Raw genomic sequence first — 22,582 nt, 5'->3', positions numbered from 1 at the left:
CGGGGGCGCGGCGGGGCCCGTCAGTCGAAGACGACCGTGCGGTGGCCGTTGAGCAGTACGCGGTGCTCGCTGTGCCACTTCACCGCGCGGGCCAGCGCCTGGCACTCCACGTCCCGGCCGACCGCCACGAGCTGCTCGGGTGTGAGCTCGTGCCCGACGCGCTCCACCTCCTGCTCGATGATCGGGCCCTCGTCCAGCTCGGCGGTGACGTAGTGCGCCGTGGCCCCGATCAGCTTCACACCGCGCGCGTGGGCCTGGTGGTAGGGCTTGGCGCCCTTGAAGCTCGGCAGGAAGGAGTGGTGGATGTTGATGATCCGGCCCGACAGCTCCTTGCACAGGTCGTCCGAGATCACCTGCATGTAGCGGGCCAGCACCACCAGCTCCACGCCCTCCTCGCGGACGATCTCCAGCAGCCGCGCCTCCGCCTGCGGCTTGGTCTCCCTGGTGACCGGGATGTGGTGGAAGGGGATGTTGTAGGAGGAGACCAGCTCCTCGAAGTCGGTGTGGTTGGAGACCACGGCCACGATCTCGATCGGCAGCGCGCCGATGCGCGTGCGGAACAGCAGGTCGTTCAGGCAGTGCCCGAACCTGCTGACCATGAGGACGACCCGCATCCGCTCGTCGGCTCGGTGGATCTGCCAGTCCATCTGGAAGGAGTCGCCCACCGCGGCGAAGCTCGCCCGCAGCTTCTCCACGGTCACCGGGGCCTCCGCGCTGAAGTGCACCCGCATGAAGAACAGCCCGGTGTCGTGGTCCCCGAACTGCCGGCTGTCCTCGATGTTGCAGCCGGTCATGAACAGGTAGCTGGAGACGGCGTGCACGATGCCCTGTTTGTCCGGGCACGACAACGTCAGGACGTACTGCTCGGACTTCTCGGGCGCTGCGGTGGGCTGCGACTGGCTCATGTGCACAAGCGTGGCACATCCCGGCCGGGCGCCGTGGCCGGTCCCGCAGTGCGAGAACGCGGCCGGAGCGGGGCCCGGACAGGACCCCGGGACGCCGGGACCGGGGCCAGGGCCGCGGCCGCGGCCGGGACCGGGCCTCCGCGGTCAGGCGGTCCGCAGCATGGCCGCCAGCACGTCCAGCGAGTGGGGCGGCCGGTCCGGGCCCTCGCCGTCGTTGGCGCAGAGCAGGACATGGGCGTCGCGCGCCGCGTGGACGGCCTCCGGCCAGCCCGGGTGCTCCAGGTAGGCCGCCACCGGGGCGTCCGCCCCGACCTGGTGCATGATCCGCAGCACGCGCAGCACCGCGACGTCGACGAGCGCGGCCTCCTGGGCGTCGCGGAAGATCGTGCCGATGTACTTGTCCGCGGACCAGTTGTCCAGCCAGGTGTCCTCGACCAGGCGGTAGACGGCGTCCGTGACGTCGCCGTACCCGGGCAGGCCCGTCAGCCAGCACTCCCGCTGGAAGACGGGGTCGGAGAGCATGTGCAGCGCCGAGCGCACGTTGCTGCGCCAGCGCCACCAGGGCATGTCTTTGGGCGGCATGCCGTCCATGGTGCTCGAACGACCGCCGCGGCGGGAAGACCTCTCCTGCCCCTGCCGGTCCTGCCGCCCCTGCTCGCCTTCGCCCTGTTGTGCCCGCACGGTCGTCGATCGTACGTTCCGCGCCGGACGGATTCGCGCACCCCCCGCCTGTTCACCCCTCCGTCGCTCCGCGTTGGCTGTTCATCACTCGTCCGTTACAGCCGCGGCGGAATCGTTCGGGGTCATGACCGCAAGGCGTAGCAAACGTTCCGCTAGGACCATGGCCGCTCTCGCCGCCACAACAGGGGTCTGCGCTTCACTGCTCACCGGCTGCGGCATGCTGCCCGGTGACGCGAGGGCCGACGAGGGCACCGTGACCGTGATGACTTGGGCCCCGGAGGGGACCAGGGCAACCAATATGCCCGGCATGCCGGCTATGGCACAGGCATATGCGCGCTGGGTGAACGCCACCGGGGGGATCAACGGGCGCACCCTCCACGTTCTCACCTGCAACGACCACAACAACTCGGTGGGCGCCGCCCGGTGCGCCGACCGCGCCCGCACCGAGGAGGCCGTCGCGGTCGTCGGCTCGTACAGCCAGCACGGCCGTACGTTCATGACGGCCCTGGAGTCGGCCGGCATCCCCTACCTCGGCGGCTACGGCGTGACGGACGAGGAGTTCACCAGCCCACTGTCGTACCCGGTCAACGGAGGCCAGGCCACCCTGCTCGCCGGGAGCGGCCACCAGCTCGCCGACCACTGCGAGCGGGTCTCGCTCGTGCGCCCCGACACCGTCTCGGGCGACCAGCTCCCCAGGCTGCTCAACGCCGGTCTGGCCACCGCCGGCGACCGGGGCCCGGCGGCCGACATCCGTGCCCCGGAGGACGCCTCCGCCTACACCGAGCACGCCAGGCGCGCCCTGGCCGGGGTGGGCCTGGCGGAGGACGGGGCCGGGGACGGGGTCCGGACGGCCGGCGGCACGGAGGACGGACGGGGCGGCGGGCAGGACGGCGAAGCGGAAGGGGCCTGCGTCACCGCCGTGCTCGGCGGCCGCACCGACACCTTCTTCGACTCCTTCCGGCGGCTGCGCGAGGACGGCCCCGGGGTGCGGATCGCCTCGGTGCTCGGCAGCGTGCAGCAGTCGCTCGTGGACCGGACGGGCGGCCCGGACAGCCAGTGGGAGGGCGCGTACGCCACCGGCTGGTACCCGGTCTCCTCCGATCCCCGCTGGGCGCGGATGAAGAGCGTCATCCGCGAGCACGCCTTCGGCGACAACCGGATCGACGCGGCCGACCCCGGCGTCCAGACCACCTGGATCGCGTACACCGTGCTGCGGGCGGCGCTGGAGAACGCCCAGGGGCCCGTCACCGCCAGGACCGTCCGGCGCGCCCTGGAGACCATGCCCCCGGTGGACACCGGGGATCTGACACCCCGGCTGAGCTGGCGCTACGAGGACATGCTGGCCGTGCGCGACCACCCGCGGCTGGTCAACGCGAAGGTGACCTTCCAGCAGGTCAGAAAGGGCACGATGACCCCGGCCCGCAAGGGCTTCGTCGATGTGCGCGACACCCTGGAGACCGTGCCGGACGGCGGCTGAGGCACGCCCCCGGCACGGCTGCGGCCGGAGGACGGTCCCGGCCGGGGCGGCGGCCGGGGGACGGTCCCGCGCAACGACACCACCGTCAGAGCTGGCCGAACCGCCTCTCGGGGAGGCCGTACCGACGGGCGGTCGGATTCCACAGTCCGGCCGCCTTCTTCTTGGCCGCCGTGGCGTCGCCGCTGGCCTTGTTGCCCTGGGCGGTCCGGTCGGTGACCCGGGCCTCACCCTTCCTGCAGCCCTTCTTGCCCGCGACCTGGTCGGCCCACGCGGCGTAGTGGTTGTCCGCCGCGGCCGACGCCTTCCACGCCGCGGTGAGCGCGTCGGCCAGCTCCTGGTGCCTGGGCAGTGCACCGATCTCGATCTCGCCCAGCCTGGTGACCAGGTCGTTGCGCTGCCGGGCGGCGTCGCGCAGATCGGTGGCGGCCTGGCCCAGCTTCTCGCACTTCTTGATGTTCTCGACCGACCGGATGACCGCGTTGCGGCTGTTGTTGCTGTCCGCCAGCAGCTTGTCCAGCTCCTTGGCCTGGACCTCGGCCGGATCGGCCGAGGGGGACGGCGACTGCTCGGGCTCGGGTTCGGCGGGGGTCGAGGAGCGCGCCTGCGGCTGCTCCGCCGGCTTGTCCCCGCCGCTGAGCGCCGCGCCCGCGGCGAGCCCGGCGGTGATGAGCCCCGCGACGACGAGTCCGGCGACGGCGGCACGCGGCAGACCTCGCCGTCCGCCGCCCCCGCGGCCGTGTCCGCCGCGGCCGTCGTCGTGGCCGCCGCCGTGGCCGCCGTGACCGCCGCCGTACGACGGCTGGGCGGCGCCGGGGTCGATGGGCGGGAGCTGCTGGGTGGCGTCGGCGGGCTGGACCCCCGGCTGAGCGCCCGGCCGGGCACCCCCCCGGAACAGGCCGTCGAAGTCCGAGGGCGGGGTGGTGGGGTCACCGGGGGCGCCGGGGCGTATGCCGTACGGGGCTCCGGCGGGCGGCGGGGGCGCCTGGTGCGAGGAGGCGGGCGTGCCTTCGGGCGGCAGCGGCCTGCGCAGCACCGTGGTGCTCTCGACGTCGCGCTCCGGGGGCGTGCCGCCGGAGACCGGTCGCAGGACCCGGGTGGCGTCGTCCATGTCCTCCGCCCCGCCGCTCCGGGTGCCCTGAGCCGCCTGGGGAGCCTGGGGGCCTCGGGGGACCTGGGGGGCAGGGCCGGACGGGGGCATAGGGGGGAGGAGCTGCGTCTCGTCGGCTGCTCCCGGCACGGCGCCGGGAGCCGGGGCCGGGGGCTGCGGCGAGGGGCCGGGCGGCTGGTGCTGCGGCGGCTGCGGCTGGGGGGCCGGCTGGGCCGAGGGCGGCTGCTGCCCCTGCGGCCCGGGCTGGGCGGCCGGTCCCCACGGCTGCCCCCAGGGCTGCCCCGCCGGCGGGCTCGCCTGGGAGTCGCCGTGACCGGGAGTCCACCGGTCACCGTTCGACGGCAGGGCAACACCCTCACGCGCCTCGTCGCCCTGTCGGCTGTGCGTCGTCACCGGGACTCCTCGTTCGCCTGACTACCAAAACACGACTGCGAATTCGTCGGCTCACGCTACCCGGTCACTCGCGCGGGCGACCACGCCCCCGGAAGGGCTCCACATTCTCCCCACCGCCGGCCGGGGCGAAACCTCGCGGTCCTCCCTTCCTCCGCACCCGGCCCCCGCGTCCTCCTCCGGCTCGTTACGCCGCCGGCACCAGCCGCTGCGCGAACTCCCTGACCACAGGCTCCTGCCGGTGGGGTTCCAGCCGTGCCCGGAGGTCGTCCAGGTACTCCGAACCCCGCTGCGAGCGCAGGCCGTTCAGCAGTTCCACCGCCTGCGCGCCGGTGTGGCAGGCGTGTTCCAGCTCACCCTGCTGGAGCCGTGCGGCGGCGAGCAGCAGCAGGTCGATCGCCCGCCGCCGCGCACGCCGCTCCGGATGGCCCGCCAGGGCCTCCTCGGCACGGCGCTGGGCGGGGGTGGGCTGGTTCAGATCCCGGTGGCAGTGGGCGAGTTCGTCGGCCAGGTAGGCGGCGTCGAAGTGGCCGATCCACTCAGGGTCGTCGCCCGCGTCCGTCGCGGACTCCGCCCGGTCGAACGCCGCCAGCGCCCGCCCCGCGGCGAGCTGGCAGGTGCGGGCGTCGTCCATCAGCGCGTGGCCGCGCGCCTCGGCCGCGTGGAACATCGCCTGCGTCCGCGGGGTCACCCGGCCCCTCGTGCCCTCCTGGGCGGCTCTCGCGAGCTGGGCTATCTCCCGGGGGGTGCCCAGCGAGGCCGCGAGGTGGCTCATACCCGCGGCGAGCACGTAGCCGCCGTAGGCGCGGTCGTCCGCTGCCTGGGCCAGCCGCAGCGCCTGGATGTAGTACCGCTGGGCCAGGCCGGGCTGCCCGGTGTCCACGGCCATGTAGCCGGCGAGTTCGGTCAGCCGGGCGACCGCGGCGAACAGTTCGCGCCCCACCGCATCCGTGTAGGAGCCCGTCAGCAGCCCGGAGACCACGCTGTTGAGGTAGTGGACGACCACCGGCCGCACATGGCCGCTGCCGTAGCGGTGGTCCAGCTCCGACAGGGCAGCGGTGGTGTCCCTCACGGCCGCGACGTCGGACGCCCCCACCCTCGGGCCGGTGCGGCGCTCCACCTCGGCGTCCGGGGCGGAGATGAGCCAGTCGCGGCTGGGCTCGACCATCGCGGAGAACGCCCCCGACCGCGTGGCGAGCAGATCGCGGCGCCCCACGTCGCTGCGCCACAGCTCGCTCGCCTGCTCGACGGCTCCAAGGACGGTGGGCGCGAACCGCAGGCCGATCCCGGCGGCCATGCTCCGGCCGCCCGCCATGCCGATCTCCTCGACCGTCACCGTCCGGCCGAGCTTGCGCCCCAGGGCCTCGGCGATGACCGCCGGCGCCCGGCCGCGCGGCTGCTGGCCGCGCAGCCAGCGGGCGACGGACGTCTTGTCGTAGCGCAGGTCGAGCCCCTGCTGCGCGCCGCACATGTTGACGCGGCGGGCCAGTCCGGCGTTGGAACAGCCGGCTTCCTGGATGAGCGCCTGCAGCCGTTCGTTCGGCTGCCGTGCGACCAGCGGCCTCGCGGCCATACGGTCCCCTCCCTCTGCGTGCTGCCTGTCCTGACCACGCCGTCCGTACGACCGCGCCGTCTGCTGTGACTGCTCTCGCGAACGCGCTGTCCGCTCCGAGTGCGCCGGGCACCCCGGGCACTCCGACCGCACTGCCGGGCGCATATGCCAAGATTTCCGGCGCCGCGCCGCACAGGGAACTACCCATCCAAGACCGTCCGTTCATGCACGCGCCCCCGCCCGTGCACCTGTGCGCCCCGCGTGCCGGAACGGTGCGCCGGATGAATCAACCCCCAAGCCGTAACCCTTCGTCACGAAGGAAGTTGTGATCATCGTGGAGGAGCCCATGAACATCACAACAGCGACAACTCCGGCGGCCGAGGCCGCGACTGGTCCCGCCGGTCCGGCGGGACCGATGGTCGAGTACGCGGTGCGTTACACGAGGGAGCGGCTGTGGGACGTGTTCCCCGGCGCATGGCTCGAGACCGGGGGCGGCATACCGCGCTGCTCGTGCGGCACGGCGGACTGCGGGGCGCCCGGCGCGCACCCCACGCGCCCCGACTGGGCGGCGCAGGCCACCGGCGGCGCCACGGCCGTGCGCCGTATGTGGGCCGACCGGCCGCACGCGTCGGTGCTGCTGCCGACCGGGCGGGCCTTCGACGCGATCGAGGTGTCCGAGGCCACGGGCTGCCTGGCCCTGGCCCGGATGGAACGCATGGGCCTGGCGACCGGTCCGGTCACCGGCACCCCGGACGGGCGGATGCTCTTCTTCGTCCAGCCCGGCGGCGCGGCCGAGGTGCCGGATCTGGTGCGGAGGCTGGGCTGGTCCCCGAGCGGCGTCGACCTGGCCGCACGGGGCGACGGCGACTGGGTGGCGGCCCCGCCGACCAGGTTGGGCGCCCGCGGCGCGGTGCTGTGGGTGCGGCAGCCGGGAGGCGCCGGCCACCGGCTGCCCGAGGCCGGTGAGATCGTCCCGCCGCTGGCGTACGCCTGCGGCCGCGACGCCGCAGCGGCACGCGCGCGCCGGCCGGACCCGGCCTGAGCGGCGGCCGGGCGGCCCTGCCGCCGCTCAGGCCGGTAGGGCGCCCTGGAGGAAGGGCTCGACGGCCTGCCTCCACTGCTCCGGCTGGTCGTAGTGGACGAGGTGGCCCGCGTCGGCCACCTCGGCGTAGACGCCCTGGGGCAGCACCCGGACCATCTCCTGGGCCTCGGCGCGCCCGAGCTCGCCGTCGATGCCGCGGACCACCAGGGCCGGGCAGGGCACCAGGGCCAGCTCCTCCCAGTGCGCCTCGTACGCCCAAGCCTGGCGGATCATCAGCATCTGACGGCGCGAGAACACCGGACGCCAGCCGTCCATCCGCTCGGCCATCACCTCTGCGAAGAACTCGCCGCGCGAGGGGTACGGGCGCTCCAGGAGCGGGTCCTCCTCGCCGAACCACCTGCGGACGTCCGCGAGCGTGGCGAAGGGCACCGGCCAGGTCCCGAGCCACTGCTCCCAGTCGCGCTGGGAGCGCTTGCCGAGCGCCGAGGCCCGCATGTCGCAGATCACCACGGCGCGGACCAGGTCGGGGCGCTCGGCGGCGAGCCGCCAGGCCGTCAGCGCGCCCATCCCGTGACCGACGACCGCCACCGGCGCCAGGCCGAGCTGCTCGATGACGGCCTCGGCGTCGGCGACGTAGGCGTCGCGGCCGAACGGGCCGTCGGTCGGCTTGTCGCTGCGGCCGTGTCCGCGCTGGTCCAGGCAGACGGCGCGGTAACGCCCGGAGAGCCAGCGGGCGGTGGGGGCCCAGTGCGAGCCGCGGCCCATCAGTCCGTGCAGCATCAGCACACTCGGAGCCTGGCCTTCGCCTCCCGACGGCGTGCCCTTGGGCGGATCGGCGAACTCCCAGGCCGCGAGCCGCAGACCGTCCGCCCCCCTGACGTTGATGCGTCGAACCATGCGTCCTGGCACCCCCATCCCTCCTGTCCGCGTCGTCCGTGTGCCTCGTCGCCTACCGGCCTCACGTTATCGAACTTTTATTCGAACAAGCCCATCTGACGTGCAACACCCCTCTTTTGAGTGACACTCAGCGAGTGTCGTCCGGCCGGGCCGAGGGGAGACAGCTACCGGGAGGCGGGCCGCTCGGGGACAGGGGCCCGCGGGGAGCGACCCTGGGAGTTCGGGGCTCAGGGTCGCACAGGGGGGCGGCGCAGCGGGGGGACACGGGGAGGCGGGGCCCCGGCGGCCGACGATGGTGCCGGGGCCCCGGTGCCATCGTCGGCCCCATGGACGGCTCCCCTTCCGTCTTCTTCCCCTACGCGTCACCGAAAGCGTGCCACGGCACGGCCCCCGCCCGCCCGCGTTCCGCGCAACCCCGGACAGCCGGAAGGCCGGACAGCCGCCGGGGAGCCCGGCGGCCGTCCGGCGCGCACCCCCTCAGCGCCGGGCGACGAACACGTGCGTGGCGACCTCCGCGGTCAGCTCCGCCGCCTCGCCGCCGCTGCCGACCTGCACGTTGCCGCCCGTCCCCGGCGTCACGCTGACCACGGCGCCCGGCTGCACACCGGCCCGCCGCAGCGTGTACATCAGCTGGGCGTCCGTCTGGATCGGCTCGCCGATCCGGCGCACCACGACCGTCTTGCCGTCCGAGCCCGCGTCCAGGTCCGACAGGCTCACCATGTCGTCGCTCAGGAACGGCCCGGCCTCCGAGGGCTCGCCCAGCTCCTCCAGGCCCGGGATCGGGTTGCCGTAGGGGGATTCGGTGGGATGCCGCAGCAGCTCCAGCACGCGGCGCTCGACCGCCTCGCTCATCACGTGCTCCCAGCGGCACGCCTCCGCGTGCACCTGCTCCCACTCCAGGCCGATCACGTCGACCAGGAGGCACTCGGCCAGCCGGTGCTTGCGCATCACGCGCGTGGCCAGCCGCCGGCCTTCCTCGGTCAGCTCCAGATGCCGGTCGCCGGCCACCCGGACCAGTCCGTCGCGCTCCATGCGGGCGACCGTCTGGCTCACCGTCGGGCCGCTCTGGTCGAGCCGTTCGGCGATACGGGCACGCATGGGGACCACGCCTTCCTCCTCCAGCTCCAGGATGGTACGGAGATACATCTCCGTGGTGTCGATGAGTCCGGACATCGTGCCCCTCGTCAGCTCGTGCGGTGGCCCTGGTGACCAATTCTGACGCATGGAGCCGACAATCGTTCCCGATCCGCCCGGGACCGCCGCACATCGTCCGCACGCCCTCGGCGCACCGCCCGTACGCCGCCCCTGCGCCGTCCGGGAGCACCGCGTATTGACAGCACGCCGGTCCGGACCTCACCGTGATCGCGGCGTCACGGGATGTTCCGGGGCGCTTGCCGGAGCGTTCACCGGGGCATGCGGCCGGGCGCGCGCCGGGGCCGTACGGCGGCACACGACGGGAGGCCGAGGCGATGACCGGTGCGACGGACGGGGCGACGGACGAGGCCGCGGGCGGAGCGGTGGGCAGGACTGCGGGCGGGACCGCGGACAGAGCGGCGAGCGGGCCGGCCGAGCGGTTCATCGACGCGGCCGTCGGCCTGCTGGAGCGGGTCCGGGAGGAGGAGACCGGCAGCATCTCGGCGGCCGGGACGCTGATCGCCGACGCCTTCACCGGCGGCGGCCGGATCTTCGCCTTCGGCGCCGGCCACTCCTCCCTGCCGGCCCAGGACGTGGTCTACCGGGCGGGCGGCCTCGCCGTGCTGAACCTCCTGCCCGTGCCCGGCGCGGTCGGTGTCGACGTCGTGCCCGCGACGCTGGGCAGCGCGCTGGAACGGGTGGAGGGGCTGGCCTCGGCCGTGCTGGGGACCTCTCCGGCGAGGGCCGGCGACGTGCTGGTGGTGATCTCCCTGTCGGGCCGCAACGCCCTGCCGGTGGAGATGGCCTCCCGTGCCCGGGAGCTGGGGCTGAAGGTGATCGGCGTGACCTCGGTGGCGTACGCGTCGGCCACCTCGCCGCGCAACCCGTCGGGCACCTTCCTCAAGGACCACTGCGACATCGTCGTCGACAGCAAGATCGCGGTGGGCGACGCGGAGCTGACCGCGGAGGGCGCCGGCGCCCCCTTCGCCCCCGCCTCGACAGTGGTGGCCGGCGCGATCATGCAGGCCGTCGTCGCCTCGGCCGTGGGCACGCTGGCCGCCCGCGGCGTCACCCCGCCCCTGCTGCGCTCGGGGAACGTGGACGGGGGCCACGAGTGGAACGCCCGGGTGATGGCCGAGCACGCCGACCGGATCTTCCACCTTCACTGACGGCCCGGTACCCGCGCCGACGGCCCGGGCTCAGTCCCGGGACAGGGCGCGGGCGAGGTCGACCGCGGCGGCCACGTGGTCCGCGACGCCCTCCGCGTAGACCGCGTCCGAGCGGTCGAAGGCGCGCCGGCCCGGCCCCCGCAGGAAGGTGAGCACGCCCAGGGTGCGGCCGCGGCTGCGCAGGACCGCGCACAGACCGTGCACCGTGCCCTCCGGCCATCTGCGGGCCCGCGCCCACCCCCGCACCGCCGCGCCGCCCACGCTGGTGCGCACCGGGCCGCAGCGCTCGTACGCCTGGAGCGCCGGGTGGTCGCTCGCGTAGGGGACCGGGACGCCCGTCGTCGACGTGTCCGGGGCCGGGGCCTCGGCGGTGCGCACCAGCCGGACCGGGGATCCGGGCGCCGCCAGGTCCAGCAGCGCGTGGTCGGCGAAGCCCGCCAGCGCGAAGTCCAGGTGGACGGCCACCGCCTCCATCGGGTCCTCGCACTCGGCCGCGGCCCGCGCCGCCCGGTGGGCCTGGTTGCCCCGGAAGCGGAACCGCGCCGCCTCCTGCTCGGTCCGCCTGGCGTCCGTGACGTCCGTGAAGAACCAGGCCACGCCCAGCGGCACCGGCGCCTCCTCCGCCATCGGCGAGACCAGCCGCAGGAAGCCGCTGCGCCAGCAGCGCCGCGCGTCCCCGGCGGGCGCGTCCTCCCGCTCCGCCTCCCGCTCGCCGGCCCCGGTGCGCAGCGTCACCCACAGTTCCGCCGGGGCGGGCGGCGGGCCCTCCGCCAGTACGTGCTGCAGGGCGCTCTCCAGTTCCTCCACGCCCTCCCCCACCAGCTCGCCCAGCGGCCGCCCCAGCATGGCGGTGCGGCCGACGCGCAGGGCGCGGGCGGCGTGGAGGTTGGCGACGGCCGGGCGCAGGTCGGCGTCCACCAGGACCACCCCCCACGAGGCGCCCTCGAACAGGGCCTCGCTCAGGGCGATCGACCGCTCCAGGTCGATCTGCGTGCGCACCTCGCCGAACGCGCAGTACACGCCGGTCGGCCGGCCCTCCGCGTCGCGCACACCGGAGCACTGCACCCGCACCAGCACCCGTCCGCCGTCCTTGCGCACCAGCGCGAACTCGTGGACCCTGCGCCCCGGCGCGGCCATCGCTGCCATCAGCCGCCCCTGGACGTCCTCGGCGTCCGCGGCGCGGACCGCCCATCCCGCCAGCCCCCGGCGGCCGACGGCCTCCTGCCTGGTCCAGCCCAGGACGCGCTCGGCCTCGCGGTTCCAGTGGGTGACGACGCCGTCGGCGTCGAAGGCGCACAGGGCGGCGTCCATGCCGTCCAGGAGAGCGGCGAGGAGCAGCTCGCCCTCGGAGTCGGCGACTCGCGGCGGGGCGGCCCCTCCCGCGGAACCGCCGCGGGAGGGGCTCCCGTCACCGGCACCGTGTTCGAAGTGGGTCTCGGACTGAGCCGTCACCTGACACCCCCGGCTGGACGCTGCGCGCAACTGCACTCCCGATCATTGAACTCGAACGTGACGCAGCGCACATGTGATTCACGCAAATCGTTGTGCCCTCGAAATTCGCTTGTCCGTACCCATATCGCCGCCTACCGTTCTGAGTACACGAGAAGGGAGGTGGTTCGGCAGATGAGTTGCAACCGGACGCGTGAGGTGGCTGCGGCCTAGGGGCCGACGTCACAGCGTGATGCCGGCACCGCCGGCCAATCCCGAGCAGTCACCCGACCCGCGGGCTGTCGGTACGTCCGACCGACCCCCCTCGCGCCGCACGGCGCGACCGGGGCCAGGCCCGCGGGTCGTCTGCGTTCCCGGGGTCCTCGGTGACCCCGGGCCTCGGCACTTCCGGGCCTCGGCGCCTCCGGGTCAGGGGCTGAGGCGTTCGACCGTCCAGGCCGCCGTGTCGCCCGGGCCCCCCGGAACGCCCGAGTCCCGGCGGACGTAGCGCAGGCGGTCGTGGAGGCGGTTCTCGCGGCCCTGCCAGAACTCCACCGTCCGCGCCACCACCCGGTAGCCGCCCCAGTGCGGCGGGACCGGGACCCGCTCCGTGTCCGGGTAGCGCTCCGCGAGCTGTTCGTACGCGCGGTCCAGCTCCTCCCGGGAGGCCACCTTCGAGGACTGCTCGCTGGCCCACGCCCCGAGCTGCGAGCCGTGCGGACGGGTGCGGAAGTAGGCGGCCGTCTCGTCGCGGCCGGTGCGCTCCGCCCGGCCGGCGACGATCACCTGGCGGGCCACGGCGTGCCAGGGGAAGAGCAGCGAGACGTACGGGTTGGCGTCGATCTCGCGGCCCTTGCGCGAGCCGTAGTTGGTGTAGAAGACGAAGCCGCGCTCGTCGAACTGCTTGAGCAGCACCGTGCGCGAGCTGGGCCGCCCCCGCTCGTCGGCCGTCGAGACGACCATCGCGTTCGGTTCGTGGAGTCCGGCGGTCACCGCCTCCTCGAACCAGCGCAGGAACTGTCCGTACGGGTCGGCGGCGAGCTCCTCCTCCGGGAGTCCTTCCGCGCGGTAGTGGGCCCGCATGGCGGCGGGGTCCAGATGCGGACGGTGGGCGAGGGCTTCGCGGGCTGCGTCGTCGGCTTGGGGCACGCGTTCATCTTGCAACACGTCCCTCGCGCGGCATCGGGCGGTGGCGGGCGAGTTTGCCCGTCCGCGGGAGCGTGTACACCTGGAGACGGGGAAACGGGGAGTGTGCCGCATCTCACTCTTCCCCGCACCTGCCGAACCGGACAGAATCGCTGGCTGGACCACTGTGGCCTTCGCACAGCGCGGGCTATCGTGTCCGACCAGTCACTGCCCGGTCACCACCGGCAGCCCAACAGCAGCAGGGCAGGACCGGGTGCCGGCCCGGACCGCCGGCCCCACGCGGCGGCGGAACCGCGCAGGCACACCCGCAGAGAGCCGACCGGCCCCCTGGGGTGCCCGCCGTCCTCCTACCGAACCACATACGAGGAGCCGCCAGATGTCCGACTTCGTACCCGGACTCGAGGGAGTCGTCGCGTTCGAGACGGAGATCGCCGAGCCCGACAAGGAGGGCGGCGCCCTCCGCTACCGGGGTGTGGACATCGAGGACCTGGTGGGCCACGTCTCCTTCGAGAACGTGTGGGGCCTGCTGGTGGACGGCGGCTTCACCCCCGGCCTGCCCCCGGCCGAGCCCTTCCCCATCCCGGTCCACTCGGGTGACATCCGCGTGGACGTGCAGTCCGCGCTGGCGATGCTCGCGCCCGTGTGGGGCCTGCGCCCGCTGCTGGACATCGACGAGCGGCAGGCCCGCGACGACCTGGCGCGGGCCGCGGTGATGGCGCTGTCGTACGTCGCCCAGTCGGCGCGCGGCCAGGGCCTGCCGATGGTGCCGCAGCGGGAGATCGACAAGGCCGAGACCGTCGTGGAGCGCTTCATGCGCCGCTGGCGGGGCGAGCCCGACCCCAAGCACGTCGCGGCCGTGGACGCCTACTGGACGTCGGCCGCCGAGCACGGCATGAACGCCTCCACCTTCACCGCCCGCGTCATCGCCTCCACCGGCGCGGACGTGGCGGCGGCGCTGTCGGGCGCGGTGGGCGCGATGTCCGGCCCGCTGCACGGCGGCGCGCCCTCGCGCGTGCTGGGCATGATCGAGGAGATCGAGCGGACCGGTGACGCCCGGGCGTACGTGAAGGGCGCCCTGGACCGCGGCGAGCGCCTGATGGGCTTCGGCCACCGCGTCTACCGCGCCGAGGACCCGCGCGCCCGTGTGCTGCGCCGTACCGCCAGGGAGCTGGGCGCGCCGCGCTTCGAGGTCGCCGAGGCCCTGGAGAAGGCGGCGCTGGAGGAGCTGCACAACCGGCGTCCGGACCGGGTGCTGGCCACCAACGTGGAGTTCTGGGCGGCGATCGTGCTGGACTTCGCCGAGGTCCCGGCGCACATGTTCACCTCGATGTTCAGCTGCGCCCGCACCGCCGGCTGGTCGGCGCACATCCTGGAGCAGAAGCGCACCGGCCGTCTGGTGCGTCCCTCCGCACGCTACGTGGGCCCGGGCTCGCGCAGTGTGCGGGAGATCGAGGGCTACGACGAGATCGCCCGCTGAGCCCCCCGTCCGCCCGGACGCGGACCGGCCCCGGAGCGACGGGCGTCGCTCCGGGGCCGGTCCGCGTCCGGGCGGGGCCGCCGTCGCTCCGGGGCCGGTCCGGCGACCGTGCCGCGGAACGGCCGGTCACCGTCCCCGTCTGGCGCCCTCGACGAGTTCCACCACGGCGCGCGGGTCGTCGACCTGGACGACGAGACGGACGTAACGCTCGTCGGCGAGTTCGATGACGACGGCCTTCTCCGGGTCCTTGACGTCCCAGAAGACGCGCTCGCCGTCGCGGTGGAAGGTGCCCGCGACGATGACGCCCGGTACGTGGGTGCCGGGCGCGCGGATGCCCTTGGGGTCGCGGACGATACCGGGATCGCGGGTGGCTCCACGGACGTTGGCGAGCGGTATCTCCAGGCGGCTCCTGAGCGCCCAGAGCTTGTCGAGTCCCTCCACCTCGACGGTGAGGGTGTCGTCGGCGACGGTGACGCGGGCCATGGTCATTCTCCTGTCGGGAGGTCGGCCGGCCGCGAAGCGGTCCCGGCGGGCGGGGGCACGGCGCACGCCGCCAGGGCGCGCGCCGCCTTCGGGACGACTCCCGCCGTGCGGGAGCGCAGCCGGAGGCCGAGCACGGCGGCGCCGAGTACGGCGGCGAGGTCGGGCCCCGCCTCGGCGTCCGGGCCGCCCGATGCGGCCAACACCCGGGCGAGGGCCCTCTCCAGTGCCGCGAAGCCCTCCTCGGTCAGCGCCGCGACCTCCGGATCGCGGTGCGCCCGCTCGGCCTGCGCCAGCAGCAGCAGACCGGCGGCGGGACCGCCGTCGAACGCCTCGGCGGCCGGGACGAGGGCGCTTTCCAGGTCCCGGGCCGTGGCCAGTTCGGCGGCGAACGGCAGGACGTGCCGGTCGAGGTGGTGGCGGAGCGTGGCCAGGTAGAGGCCGCGCTTGCTGCCGAAGACCTTGTAGAGGCTGCCCCGGTGGACGCCGAGCGCGGTGACCAGATCGTCGACGGAGGTTCCCTCGTAGCCGTGGCCGGCGAACAGCTCGGCCGCCGTCCGGACGGCCTGATCCTCGTCGAAAGCGCGTGGTCTTCCCATGCCGCCGACGATACGAATTTGAGAACGATCGGTCAAGAACGACTGTTCTCAAACCCGGGTGCCCGGTTTCGCGCGGTGACCACGAGAGGACGCCGCCGGCCCGCGCCCCAGTGGGGCGCGGGCCGGCGGGTGCTCAGTCGCGCACGGGGATCTCGGCGTACGAGGGGTCGTGGGCGGGCGAGGAGAAGGCGAGCTTCGCGCCGAACGGGTTGTGCTCGGCGTAGAGCGGGTCGACGGTGTCGATCACCAGGGCGAGCCGGTGCCCGGCCGGGACGTCGTAGGCGGTCGAGAACAACTCCAGGTCCACGCCGAACGCCTCGCCCGGCGTCCTGTCGTGGAAGCTGAACGGCGCGTGGGTGACCAACCTGCCCACGCCCAGCGGACCCACGTCGTACAGGTGGGCGACGAAGGTGCCGCTGGACTTGTTGGAGGTCACCGTGGTGTGCAGCTTCACCGTGCCCCGGACCTGCCGGGCGGCGGCGTACCGCTCGGACTTCCAGACCGCGGAGTACCAGTCGGGCAGCAGCGGGACGGAGACCGCCGGCGGGAGGCCGGTGAGCTGGTCGAAGATGCTGGAGAGGAAGACCGTGCCGCCGTTCGCGCCGGAGTCGAGGTTCGCCAGGACGCGCTCGGTGTCGTTCAGCGCGATCCGCTCGGTGCCCGAGGGCACGGACTTCCAGTCGGGGTAGCCCTCCTGGTCGCCCTGGCGGTCGGTGAGCTGGACGGGCCGCTCGCGGTCGACGCCGTTGTCCTCGCCCTTGAGGTGGTGGTCGAGCCAGCGCTCGGCGCTGTTCCACACGTCGTTGGGCAGGCCCAGCAGGCCGGGCATCTCGGGGGTGGCGTGGTCGCCGTGCCGGAACTCCAGGCGCTTGGGGCCGGTCAGCTTCTCGTAGAAGTCGGCGTACTGGTTGGGCGGGAAGATCGAGTCGCCCCAGGCGTTGCCCAGCATGATCGCGGGACCGTTGGCGTTGATCCGGTCGATGTGGGTGGCGGCGGAGCGCTTCTTCCCCCAGGCGATCATGTCGCCTTCCTTCTCCATGTCGGAGGCGAGGAAGCCGGAGATGATCTCCTTGAACTCGTCACCGGGGCGGCCGGTGAGGTAGCCGGCTCCGGTGAGGAACGTGGCCGCCTGGGTGTGCTGGGTGCGGCCGCTGTAGATGGAGTCGACCAAATCGGCCCAGCCGCTCATGGCGACCACGGCCTTGATCCGGTCGTCGTGGGCGGAGGCCAGCAGGCTGATGCCCGCGCCGTAGGAGATGCCGGCCATGCCGATCCGCTCGGGGTCGGCGGGGGTGTTGGCCAGCGCCCAGTCGATGGCCTTCGAGGCGTCGGCGATGTCGGGCGGGCCGGCGACCTCGATCTCGCCGCCGGACTGCCAGAAGCCGCGCGAGTTGTAGCTGAGCACCACGTAGCCGGAGTCGGCGAGCTTCCTGGCCTGGGCGAGGTACTCGACCTGCGGCATGGACCAGCTGGTGGGGAGCACGACGAGCGGGTAGCGGCGCCCGCCGTCCGCGTCGCCGGGCACGACGACGTTGGCGGCCAGCGGCGTGCCGCCGTCGCCGGGGATCTCCACGAAGCGGACGGTGGACGAGGTGGTCGCGCCGTGGGCGGCGGTGACCGGGCCGGCGACGGTCCCGGCCAGCACCGCGGCCGAGACGGCGGCGACGGCGGTGGACGTGCGCAGACGCCTGCGAGGGTGTCCCATGGGCCCTCTTCCTGGGTCGTGTCGCCGGTGTGGGGGCCGGCGGGCGTGTGGGGAAGGTGACCCGAGACTAGGCACGCGACTTACCGTTGGTAACCCGTCAGTAAGTTACGCATCCGTAACTTTCGCATACCACTCCTGGCCCGAAGGGGGCTCCAGGGCGACGGCACGACGGCGGGCCCCGGCGGGGCATCCCGCCGGGGCCCGGGTCCACGGCGTCAGCCGACGGGGGTGGCGACGGCCCGCATGTCGAGGAAGTTCCGCTTGTAGGCGTCGTGCGGCGCCGCACCCTCCAGCCGGAGCAGGGCCTCGTCGTTCTCCCGGAGCGAGGAGTGGTCCAGGTTGTGCGAACCGGTGAAGGTCCACTTGGTGTCCGGGTGGCCCGCGTAGTTGCCCTCGACGGTCAGGTACTTCGAGTGCGCCAGGTAGCCGTCCGCGGTGTCGCCGCCGAGCGCGGTCCGCACGTTCCGCGCCGCGGACCGGTCCGCGTACTTGGAGTCCAGTACGACCCTGACCTGGACGCCCCGGTCGTGCGCGGCGATCAGCGCGTCCGCGTAGTCCTGGTCGGCCAGCGCGTACAGGGCGGCGCGGATGGTCCGCCCGCTCTGCGTGGCGTTGACCGCGCCGATGATGTGGTCCTTGACGGCGTTCTTCCGGGCCGTGGTGCCCTGGGGGTCGTTGAAGACCGCCCCGGTCGTGACGGGCGCGGCGACCTCCCCGGCCGCGGTGCCGGCCGGGGCCAGCAGGGCGCCGAGCAGCAGGGCCGTCGTGACGATGCGTCCGGTGATGGGGATCATCCTCCCTGGTTCCGGTGGGCTGTTCACGGGAGGGTCAGAAATCCCTCATCACGTTCTCGATCCACGTGAGGCTGGTGGGCGTGCTCGCGAAAACGAAGTTGGAGTCGTCGGGGCAGTACCGGGTGCCCCCGGACACGCCCCCCACCTGGTAACGCTTCCCGCCCACGAGCTTGAACAGCGGTCCGCCCGAATCCCCGTTACAGGTACGCCCGTTGGGCCCCGACGTGCGGATGGCCCGGCCGCCGTACCCGTCGTTGGCGTAGATGCTCCCGACCCGCATGGTGGCTCACTCCCGCCCGTCCTCGCCCCTCTTCTCCAGCGCTTCGGCCAGCACCTCCGCCAGGTGGCGGGCGCGGTGTCCGCCGAGCTGGGCGAGCTGGGTGCGGCAGGAGTAGCCGTCGGCCAGCAGCTCCGTGCCCGGCGCGGCGCCGCGCACCGCCGGCAGCAGCTTCTCCTCCGCGCAGGCGGCCGATACCTCGAAGTGCCCCTTCTCGAAGCCGAAGTTGCCCGCCAGTCCGCAGCAGCCGTCGCTGAGCCCGCCGGTCAGCCCGGCCCTCTCCCGCAGCCGTCGCTCCGCCGCGTCGCCCAGCACGGCGTGCTGGTGGCAGTGGGTCTGGCCGGCCACCGGGCGGCCGATCCGCGGCGGGGCCCAGTCGGGGGCGTACTCCTGAAGGGCCTGGGCGAAGGTGCGAACGAGGGCCGCCAGCCGCTTCGCGCGCGGGTCGTCCGGCAGCAGCTCGGGGGCGTCGGTGCGCAGCGCCGCCGCGCACGGCGGCTCCAGCACGACCACCGGGACCCCCGCCTCCAGCACGGGCTCCAGCCGGTCCAGGGTGCGGCGCAGCACACGGCGGGCGCCGTCGAGCTGCCCGGTGGAGATCCAGGTCAGGCCGCAGCAGACCCGGTCCGCCCCCGGCGGCGGGACCACCTCCAGCCCGGCCGCCTCCAGCACCCGTACGGCCGCGGTGCCCGCCTCGGGGGAGAGGTGGTTGGTGAAGGTGTCCGGCCACAGCACGACGCGCCGGCCGCCGTGCACGGGACGCGCCGGGCGCTTCCGGCGGTACGCGCGCCACCGGCGCGTGAAGGGGGCGCGCGGCAGCGGCGGGATCTCCCTCTCCGGGGCGATCCCGCCCAGCCGCTTGGCCAGGACCGCCGCCGGGGTGCGGGCCAGGACGTTCAGCAGCGGCGCGCTGCGGGTGGCGGCCACCGCCCGCAGCCACAGCGGCAGCAGCCCCATCGAGTAGTGGGCCATCGGACGGCGGCGGCCCGCGTAGTGGTGGTGCAGGAACTCCGCCTTGTAGGTCGCCATGTCCACCCCCACCGGGCAGTCGCTGCGGCAGCCCTTGCACGACAGGCACAGATCCAGCGCCTCGCGGACCTCCTCCGACCGCCAGCCGTCGGTGACCACCTCGCCCGCGAGCATCTCGTGCAGCAGCCGCGCCCGGCCGCGCGTGGAGTGCCTCTCCTCCCCCGTCGCCCGGTAGGAGGGGCACATCACGCCCGGACTCCCGGCCGGGTCGCGGCACTTGGCCACCCCCACGCAGCGCCGCACCGCCGCCGAGAAGTCGCCGCCGTCCTCCGGGTAGCCGTAGACGACGGGCAGCGGTTCGCGCGGCAGCGGCGCGAACCGCAGGTTCTCGTCCAGGCGGTGGGGGCGCACCAGCATGCCGGGGTTGAGGCCGCCGTCGGGATCCCACAGGTCCTTGAACCGGCCGAACAGCTCCACCGTCTCCCGCCCGTACATGCGCGGCAGCAGCTCGGCGCGCGCCTGCCCGTCGCCGTGCTCGCCCGACAGCGAGCCGCCGTGCGCGACCACCAGACCGGCCAGTTCGCCGGAGAAGCGGCGGAAGCGGGCGATGCCCGCCTCGCCGATCAGGTCGAAGTCGACGCGCACATGGATGCAGCCGTCGCCGAAGTGCCCGTACGGCAGCCCACGCAGCCCGTGCTCGGCCAGCAGCGCGCGGAAGTCCCGCAGATAAGCGCCCAGCCGGGCGGGCGGGACCGCGCAGTCCTCCCAGCCCGGCCACGCCTCGCTGCCGTCGGGCATGCGGGTGGCGGTGCCGGAGGCGTCCTCCCGCACCCGCCACAGGGCGCGCTGCCCGGCGGGGTCGGCGACCAGGGCGTGGTCGGCCGCGTCCCCGGCCGCCGCCCGGCACAGCCGCTCGGCCGCCGCCCGCGCCCCGGCCGCGTCCGCGCCGCCGACCTCGACGAACAGCCACGCCCCGCCACGGGGCAGCATCGCCCGCTCGGTCTCGGGGACCAGATCGCTCGCCATGCCCTCCACCGTCAGCGGGCGGTGCGGAAGGAGGGTGACGGCCGCCTCGGCCGCCGCGCTCTCGTCCGCGTAGCCCAGCACCGCCAGCACCCGCGCGCCGGGCCGCTCCACCAGCCCCACCGTGGCGGCCGTGACCACTCCGAGGGTGCCCTCGCTGCCGGTGAAAGCCCGCGCCCAGTCCTCGCCGCGCTCGGGCAGCAGCGCGTCCAGGGCGTAGCCGGAGATACGGCGAGGCAGTTCGGGGAAGCCGGTGCGCAGCCGGGCGAGCTCCCCGCCCACCAGCGCCCGCGCCCCGGCGCGCAGCCGCTCGGGCACGCCGTCCCCGCCGGGCGCGAGCCGGGCCCGCTCGCCGCCGTAGGTGAGCACCTCCAGCTCCCGGACGTTGTCGGCGGTCGTCCCCCAGGCCACCGAGTGGGAGCCGCAGGAGTTGTTGCCGATCATCCCGCCGAGCGTGCAGCGGCTGTGGGTGGAGGGGTCGGGGCCGAAGGTCAGCCCGTGGGCGCCGGCCGCGCGGCACAGGTCGTCCAGGACCACGCCCGGCTGGACGACGGCGGTGCGCTCTGCGGGGTCGAGCGAGAGGACCGCGTCCATGTGGCGGGTGAAGTCCAGCACCACCCCCGTGCCCGTCGCCTGCCCGGCGATGGACGTGCCCCCGCCGCGCGGCACCACCGGCACCCCCGTCTCCCGGCACACCTCCAGCGCCGCCGCCACGTCGCCGGCGTCGCGCGGCGCGACCACGGCCAACGGCACCCGCCGGTAGTTGGACGCGTCCATCGTCACCAGCGCGCGGGCGCCCGCGTCGTCGGCGACCTCCCCCCGTACGGCCGCCCGCAGGGCCCGCACCGCCTCCCTCGCCCGCTCGCGTTCCTCCGCCTGCGCCGTACGCTCCAGCGCCGTACGCGCCTGCCGCTGTGCCGCCCTCGCCGCGTCGTCACCCATGGCAATAGCGTGCATCCCGGCCGGCCCCTTCCGCACCAGTCGTTCCACGGTGTGTCCCGCAGCGTGTCCACGGCGCGTCTCGCGGGGTGGACGCCTCACGGGACACAGGGCTCCCACGCACTACCCTTCGGTACGTGGCCGATCTCCAGATTCCCGCAGACATCAAGCCCGCCGACGGACGATTCGGTTCGGGCCCGTCCAAGGTGCGGACGGAGGCGCTGAGCGCCCTGGCCGCCACCGGTACGTCCCTGCTGGGCACCTCACACCGCCAGGCTCCGGTCAAGAACCTCGTCGGCAGGGTGCGCGAGGGAGTGAAGGAGCTCTTCGGCCTTCCGGAGGGCTACGAGGTCGTCCTGGGCAACGGCGGCTCCACCGCCTTCTGGGACATCGCGACCCACGGCCTGATCGAGTCGAAGTCCCAGCACCTGTCCTTCGGCGAGTTCTCCTCGAAGTTCGCCAAGGCCGCGAAGCTCGCCCCCTGGCTGGCCGAGCCGTCCGTGGTCTCCTCCGAGCCCGGCACCCACCCGCTGCCGAGCGCCGAGGCGGGCGTGGACGTGTACGCCCTCACCCACAACGAGACCTCCACCGGCGTCGCCATGCCGATCAGGCGGGTCGAGGGCGCGGACGAGGGCGCGCTGGTACTGGTCGACGCCACCTCCGGCGCGGGCGGCCTGCCGGTCGACATCGCCGAGACGGACGTCTACTACTTCGCCCCGCAGAAGTCGTTCGCCGCGGACGGCGGCCTGTGGCTGGCCGTGTTCTCCCCGGCCGCGCTGGAGCGGGCCGAGCGGATCGCCGCGAGCGACCGGCACATCCCGGCCTTCTTCGACCTGCCCACCGCGATCGACAACTCCCGCAAGAACCAGACGTACAACACCCCGGCCGTCGCCACCCTCTTCCTGCTGGCCGACCAGCTGGAGTGGATCAACGGCCGGGGCGGTCTGGACTGGGCCGTCTCCCGCACCGCGGACTCCTCCTCGCGGCTGTACGGCTGGGCGGAGAAGTCCGAGATCGCCACTCCCTTCGTGGCCGACCCCGCCCAGCGCTCCCAGGTCGTCGGCACGATCGACTTCGCCGAGGGCGTGGACGCCGCCGCGATCGCCAAGGTGCTGCGCGCGGGCGGCATCGTGGACACCGAGCCGTACCGCAAGCTGGGCCGCAACCAGCTGCGGGTGGCGATGTTCCCGGCCGTCGAGCCGGCGGACGTCGAGGCCCTGACGGCCTGCGTGGACTACGTCGCCGAGCGCCTCTGAGCCGCACGGCGGTAGGCAACTCCCGGCCGCCGGTCGCCGGGACCGCGACGCGGTCCCGGCGACCGGCGGCGCCGTCTTCCCCGCCGTCCCCGCCTCTCGCGGAGGCGCGGCTCAGCGGAGCGCGTCCCGTGCGG

The 22,582-nt window shown here is 74.2% G+C and carries 19 protein-coding genes; 5 read left to right on the top strand and 14 right to left on the bottom strand.

The annotated features are described in order from the left end of the window. Positions 1 to 20: 20 nt before the first annotated feature. Both purU and IQ279_RS04330 read right to left on the bottom strand, forming a co-directional pair. A complete protein-coding gene (gene purU, locus IQ279_RS04335) occupies positions 21 to 905 on the bottom strand; it encodes a formyltetrahydrofolate deformylase (RefSeq protein WP_206346935.1) in 885 nt (294 codons plus the stop codon). A gap of 144 nt (positions 906 to 1,049) precedes the next feature. Then, positions 1,050 to 1,496 (bottom strand): SCO4402 family protein, encoded by a 447-nt coding sequence (locus IQ279_RS04330; RefSeq protein WP_206347190.1) that lies wholly within the window; start codon positions 1,494 to 1,496, stop codon positions 1,050 to 1,052. Positions 1,497 to 1,710: 214 nt separating this feature from the next. Between IQ279_RS04330 and IQ279_RS04325 the strand changes: the two genes are divergently transcribed. Beyond that, the gene (locus tag IQ279_RS04325) at positions 1,711 to 3,063 is read left to right on the top strand and encodes an ABC transporter substrate-binding protein (protein ID WP_206346934.1); all 1,353 of its coding nucleotides are present in this window, start codon (positions 1,711 to 1,713) and stop codon (positions 3,061 to 3,063) included. An 85-nt stretch (positions 3,064 to 3,148) separates the two neighbouring features. On the opposite strand, the gene IQ279_RS04320 is transcribed toward IQ279_RS04325, so the two are convergent. Further along, positions 3,149 to 4,171: a hypothetical protein gene (locus IQ279_RS04320; protein ID WP_241027563.1), complete on the bottom strand. Its 1,023-nt coding sequence runs from the start codon at positions 4,169 to 4,171 to the stop codon at positions 3,149 to 3,151. 577 nt (positions 4,172 to 4,748) lie between these two features. Then, the gene (locus tag IQ279_RS04315) at positions 4,749 to 6,134 is read right to left on the bottom strand and encodes an NsdA family TPR-like regulatory protein (protein ID WP_206346932.1); all 1,386 of its coding nucleotides are present in this window, start codon (positions 6,132 to 6,134) and stop codon (positions 4,749 to 4,751) included. Between the two features lie 325 nt (positions 6,135 to 6,459). Here IQ279_RS04315 and IQ279_RS04310 point away from each other — a divergent pair, with 325 nt between their 5' ends. Further along, positions 6,460 to 7,155, top strand: a complete 696-nt coding sequence (locus tag IQ279_RS04310; protein ID WP_206346931.1) for a bifunctional DNA primase/polymerase — start codon at positions 6,460 to 6,462, stop codon at positions 7,153 to 7,155. 27 nt (positions 7,156 to 7,182) lie between these two features. Here IQ279_RS04310 and IQ279_RS04305 read toward each other — a convergent pair whose 3' ends face one another. Both IQ279_RS04305 and IQ279_RS04300 read right to left on the bottom strand, forming a co-directional pair. Further along, entirely contained in the window at positions 7,183 to 8,052 is an 870-nt protein-coding gene (locus tag IQ279_RS04305; RefSeq protein WP_206346930.1) for an alpha/beta fold hydrolase, read from the bottom strand. A gap of 477 nt (positions 8,053 to 8,529) precedes the next feature. Next, entirely contained in the window at positions 8,530 to 9,225 is a 696-nt protein-coding gene (locus IQ279_RS04300) for an iron-dependent transcriptional repressor DtxR (RefSeq protein ID WP_206346929.1), read from the bottom strand. A 296-nt stretch (positions 9,226 to 9,521) separates the two neighbouring features. Here IQ279_RS04300 and IQ279_RS04295 point away from each other — a divergent pair, with 296 nt between their 5' ends. Then, entirely contained in the window at positions 9,522 to 10,355 is an 834-nt protein-coding gene (locus IQ279_RS04295) for an SIS domain-containing protein (protein ID WP_206346928.1), read from the top strand. A gap of 30 nt (positions 10,356 to 10,385) precedes the next feature. On the opposite strand, the gene IQ279_RS04290 is transcribed toward IQ279_RS04295, so the two are convergent. Continuing rightward, complete coding sequence (locus IQ279_RS04290) at positions 10,386 to 11,807, bottom strand: PAS domain-containing protein (RefSeq protein WP_307792176.1); 1,422 nt, start codon at positions 11,805 to 11,807, stop codon at positions 10,386 to 10,388. 405 nt (positions 11,808 to 12,212) lie between these two features. After that, complete coding sequence (gene pdxH, locus IQ279_RS04285) at positions 12,213 to 12,866, bottom strand: pyridoxamine 5'-phosphate oxidase (protein WP_206347189.1); 654 nt, start codon at positions 12,864 to 12,866, stop codon at positions 12,213 to 12,215. Positions 12,867 to 13,305: 439 nt separating this feature from the next. Between pdxH and IQ279_RS04280 the strand changes: the two genes are divergently transcribed. After that, the gene (locus IQ279_RS04280) at positions 13,306 to 14,406 is read left to right on the top strand and encodes a citrate synthase 2 (protein ID WP_206346926.1); all 1,101 of its coding nucleotides are present in this window, start codon (positions 13,306 to 13,308) and stop codon (positions 14,404 to 14,406) included. 126 nt (positions 14,407 to 14,532) lie between these two features. On the opposite strand, the gene IQ279_RS04275 is transcribed toward IQ279_RS04280, so the two are convergent. The 6 genes from IQ279_RS04275 to IQ279_RS04250 all read right to left on the bottom strand — a co-directional run bounded on the left by IQ279_RS04275 (position 14,533) and on the right by IQ279_RS04250 (position 21,195). Continuing rightward, positions 14,533 to 14,889 carry a hypothetical protein gene (locus tag IQ279_RS04275; RefSeq protein WP_206346925.1) on the bottom strand — a complete coding sequence of 119 codons (357 nt, stop codon included), beginning with the start codon at positions 14,887 to 14,889 and terminating at the stop codon, positions 14,533 to 14,535. A 2-nt stretch (positions 14,890 to 14,891) separates the two neighbouring features. Further along, positions 14,892 to 15,485, bottom strand: coding sequence for a TetR/AcrR family transcriptional regulator (locus IQ279_RS04270; RefSeq protein ID WP_206346924.1), 594 nt, complete (start codon positions 15,483 to 15,485; stop codon positions 14,892 to 14,894). A 133-nt stretch (positions 15,486 to 15,618) separates the two neighbouring features. Next, complete coding sequence (locus tag IQ279_RS04265; RefSeq protein WP_206346923.1) at positions 15,619 to 17,190, bottom strand: alpha/beta fold hydrolase; 1,572 nt, start codon at positions 17,188 to 17,190, stop codon at positions 15,619 to 15,621. A gap of 215 nt (positions 17,191 to 17,405) precedes the next feature. Then, positions 17,406 to 17,984, bottom strand: a complete 579-nt coding sequence (locus IQ279_RS04260; protein ID WP_206346922.1) for a phospholipase D-like domain-containing protein — start codon at positions 17,982 to 17,984, stop codon at positions 17,406 to 17,408. 34 nt (positions 17,985 to 18,018) lie between these two features. After that, entirely contained in the window at positions 18,019 to 18,264 is a 246-nt protein-coding gene (locus IQ279_RS04255; protein ID WP_206346921.1) for a trypsin-like serine protease, read from the bottom strand. Between the two features lie 6 nt (positions 18,265 to 18,270). Further along, on the bottom strand, positions 18,271 to 21,195 hold the full coding sequence (locus IQ279_RS04250) for an FAD-binding and (Fe-S)-binding domain-containing protein (protein WP_206346920.1): 2,925 nt from the start codon (positions 21,193 to 21,195) through the stop codon (positions 18,271 to 18,273). Between the two features lie 134 nt (positions 21,196 to 21,329). Between IQ279_RS04250 and serC the strand changes: the two genes are divergently transcribed. Continuing rightward, positions 21,330 to 22,448, top strand: coding sequence for a phosphoserine transaminase (serC, locus tag IQ279_RS04245; RefSeq protein ID WP_206346919.1), 1,119 nt, complete (start codon positions 21,330 to 21,332; stop codon positions 22,446 to 22,448). Positions 22,449 to 22,582: the final 134 nt, after the last annotated feature.

This window comes from Streptomyces verrucosisporus (genome assembly GCF_017114865.1).
In the GTDB taxonomy this organism is placed as follows: domain Bacteria; phylum Actinomycetota; class Actinomycetes; order Streptomycetales; family Streptomycetaceae; genus Streptomyces; species Streptomyces fenghuangensis.
This window is presented reverse-complemented; position numbering and strand designations above follow the sequence as displayed.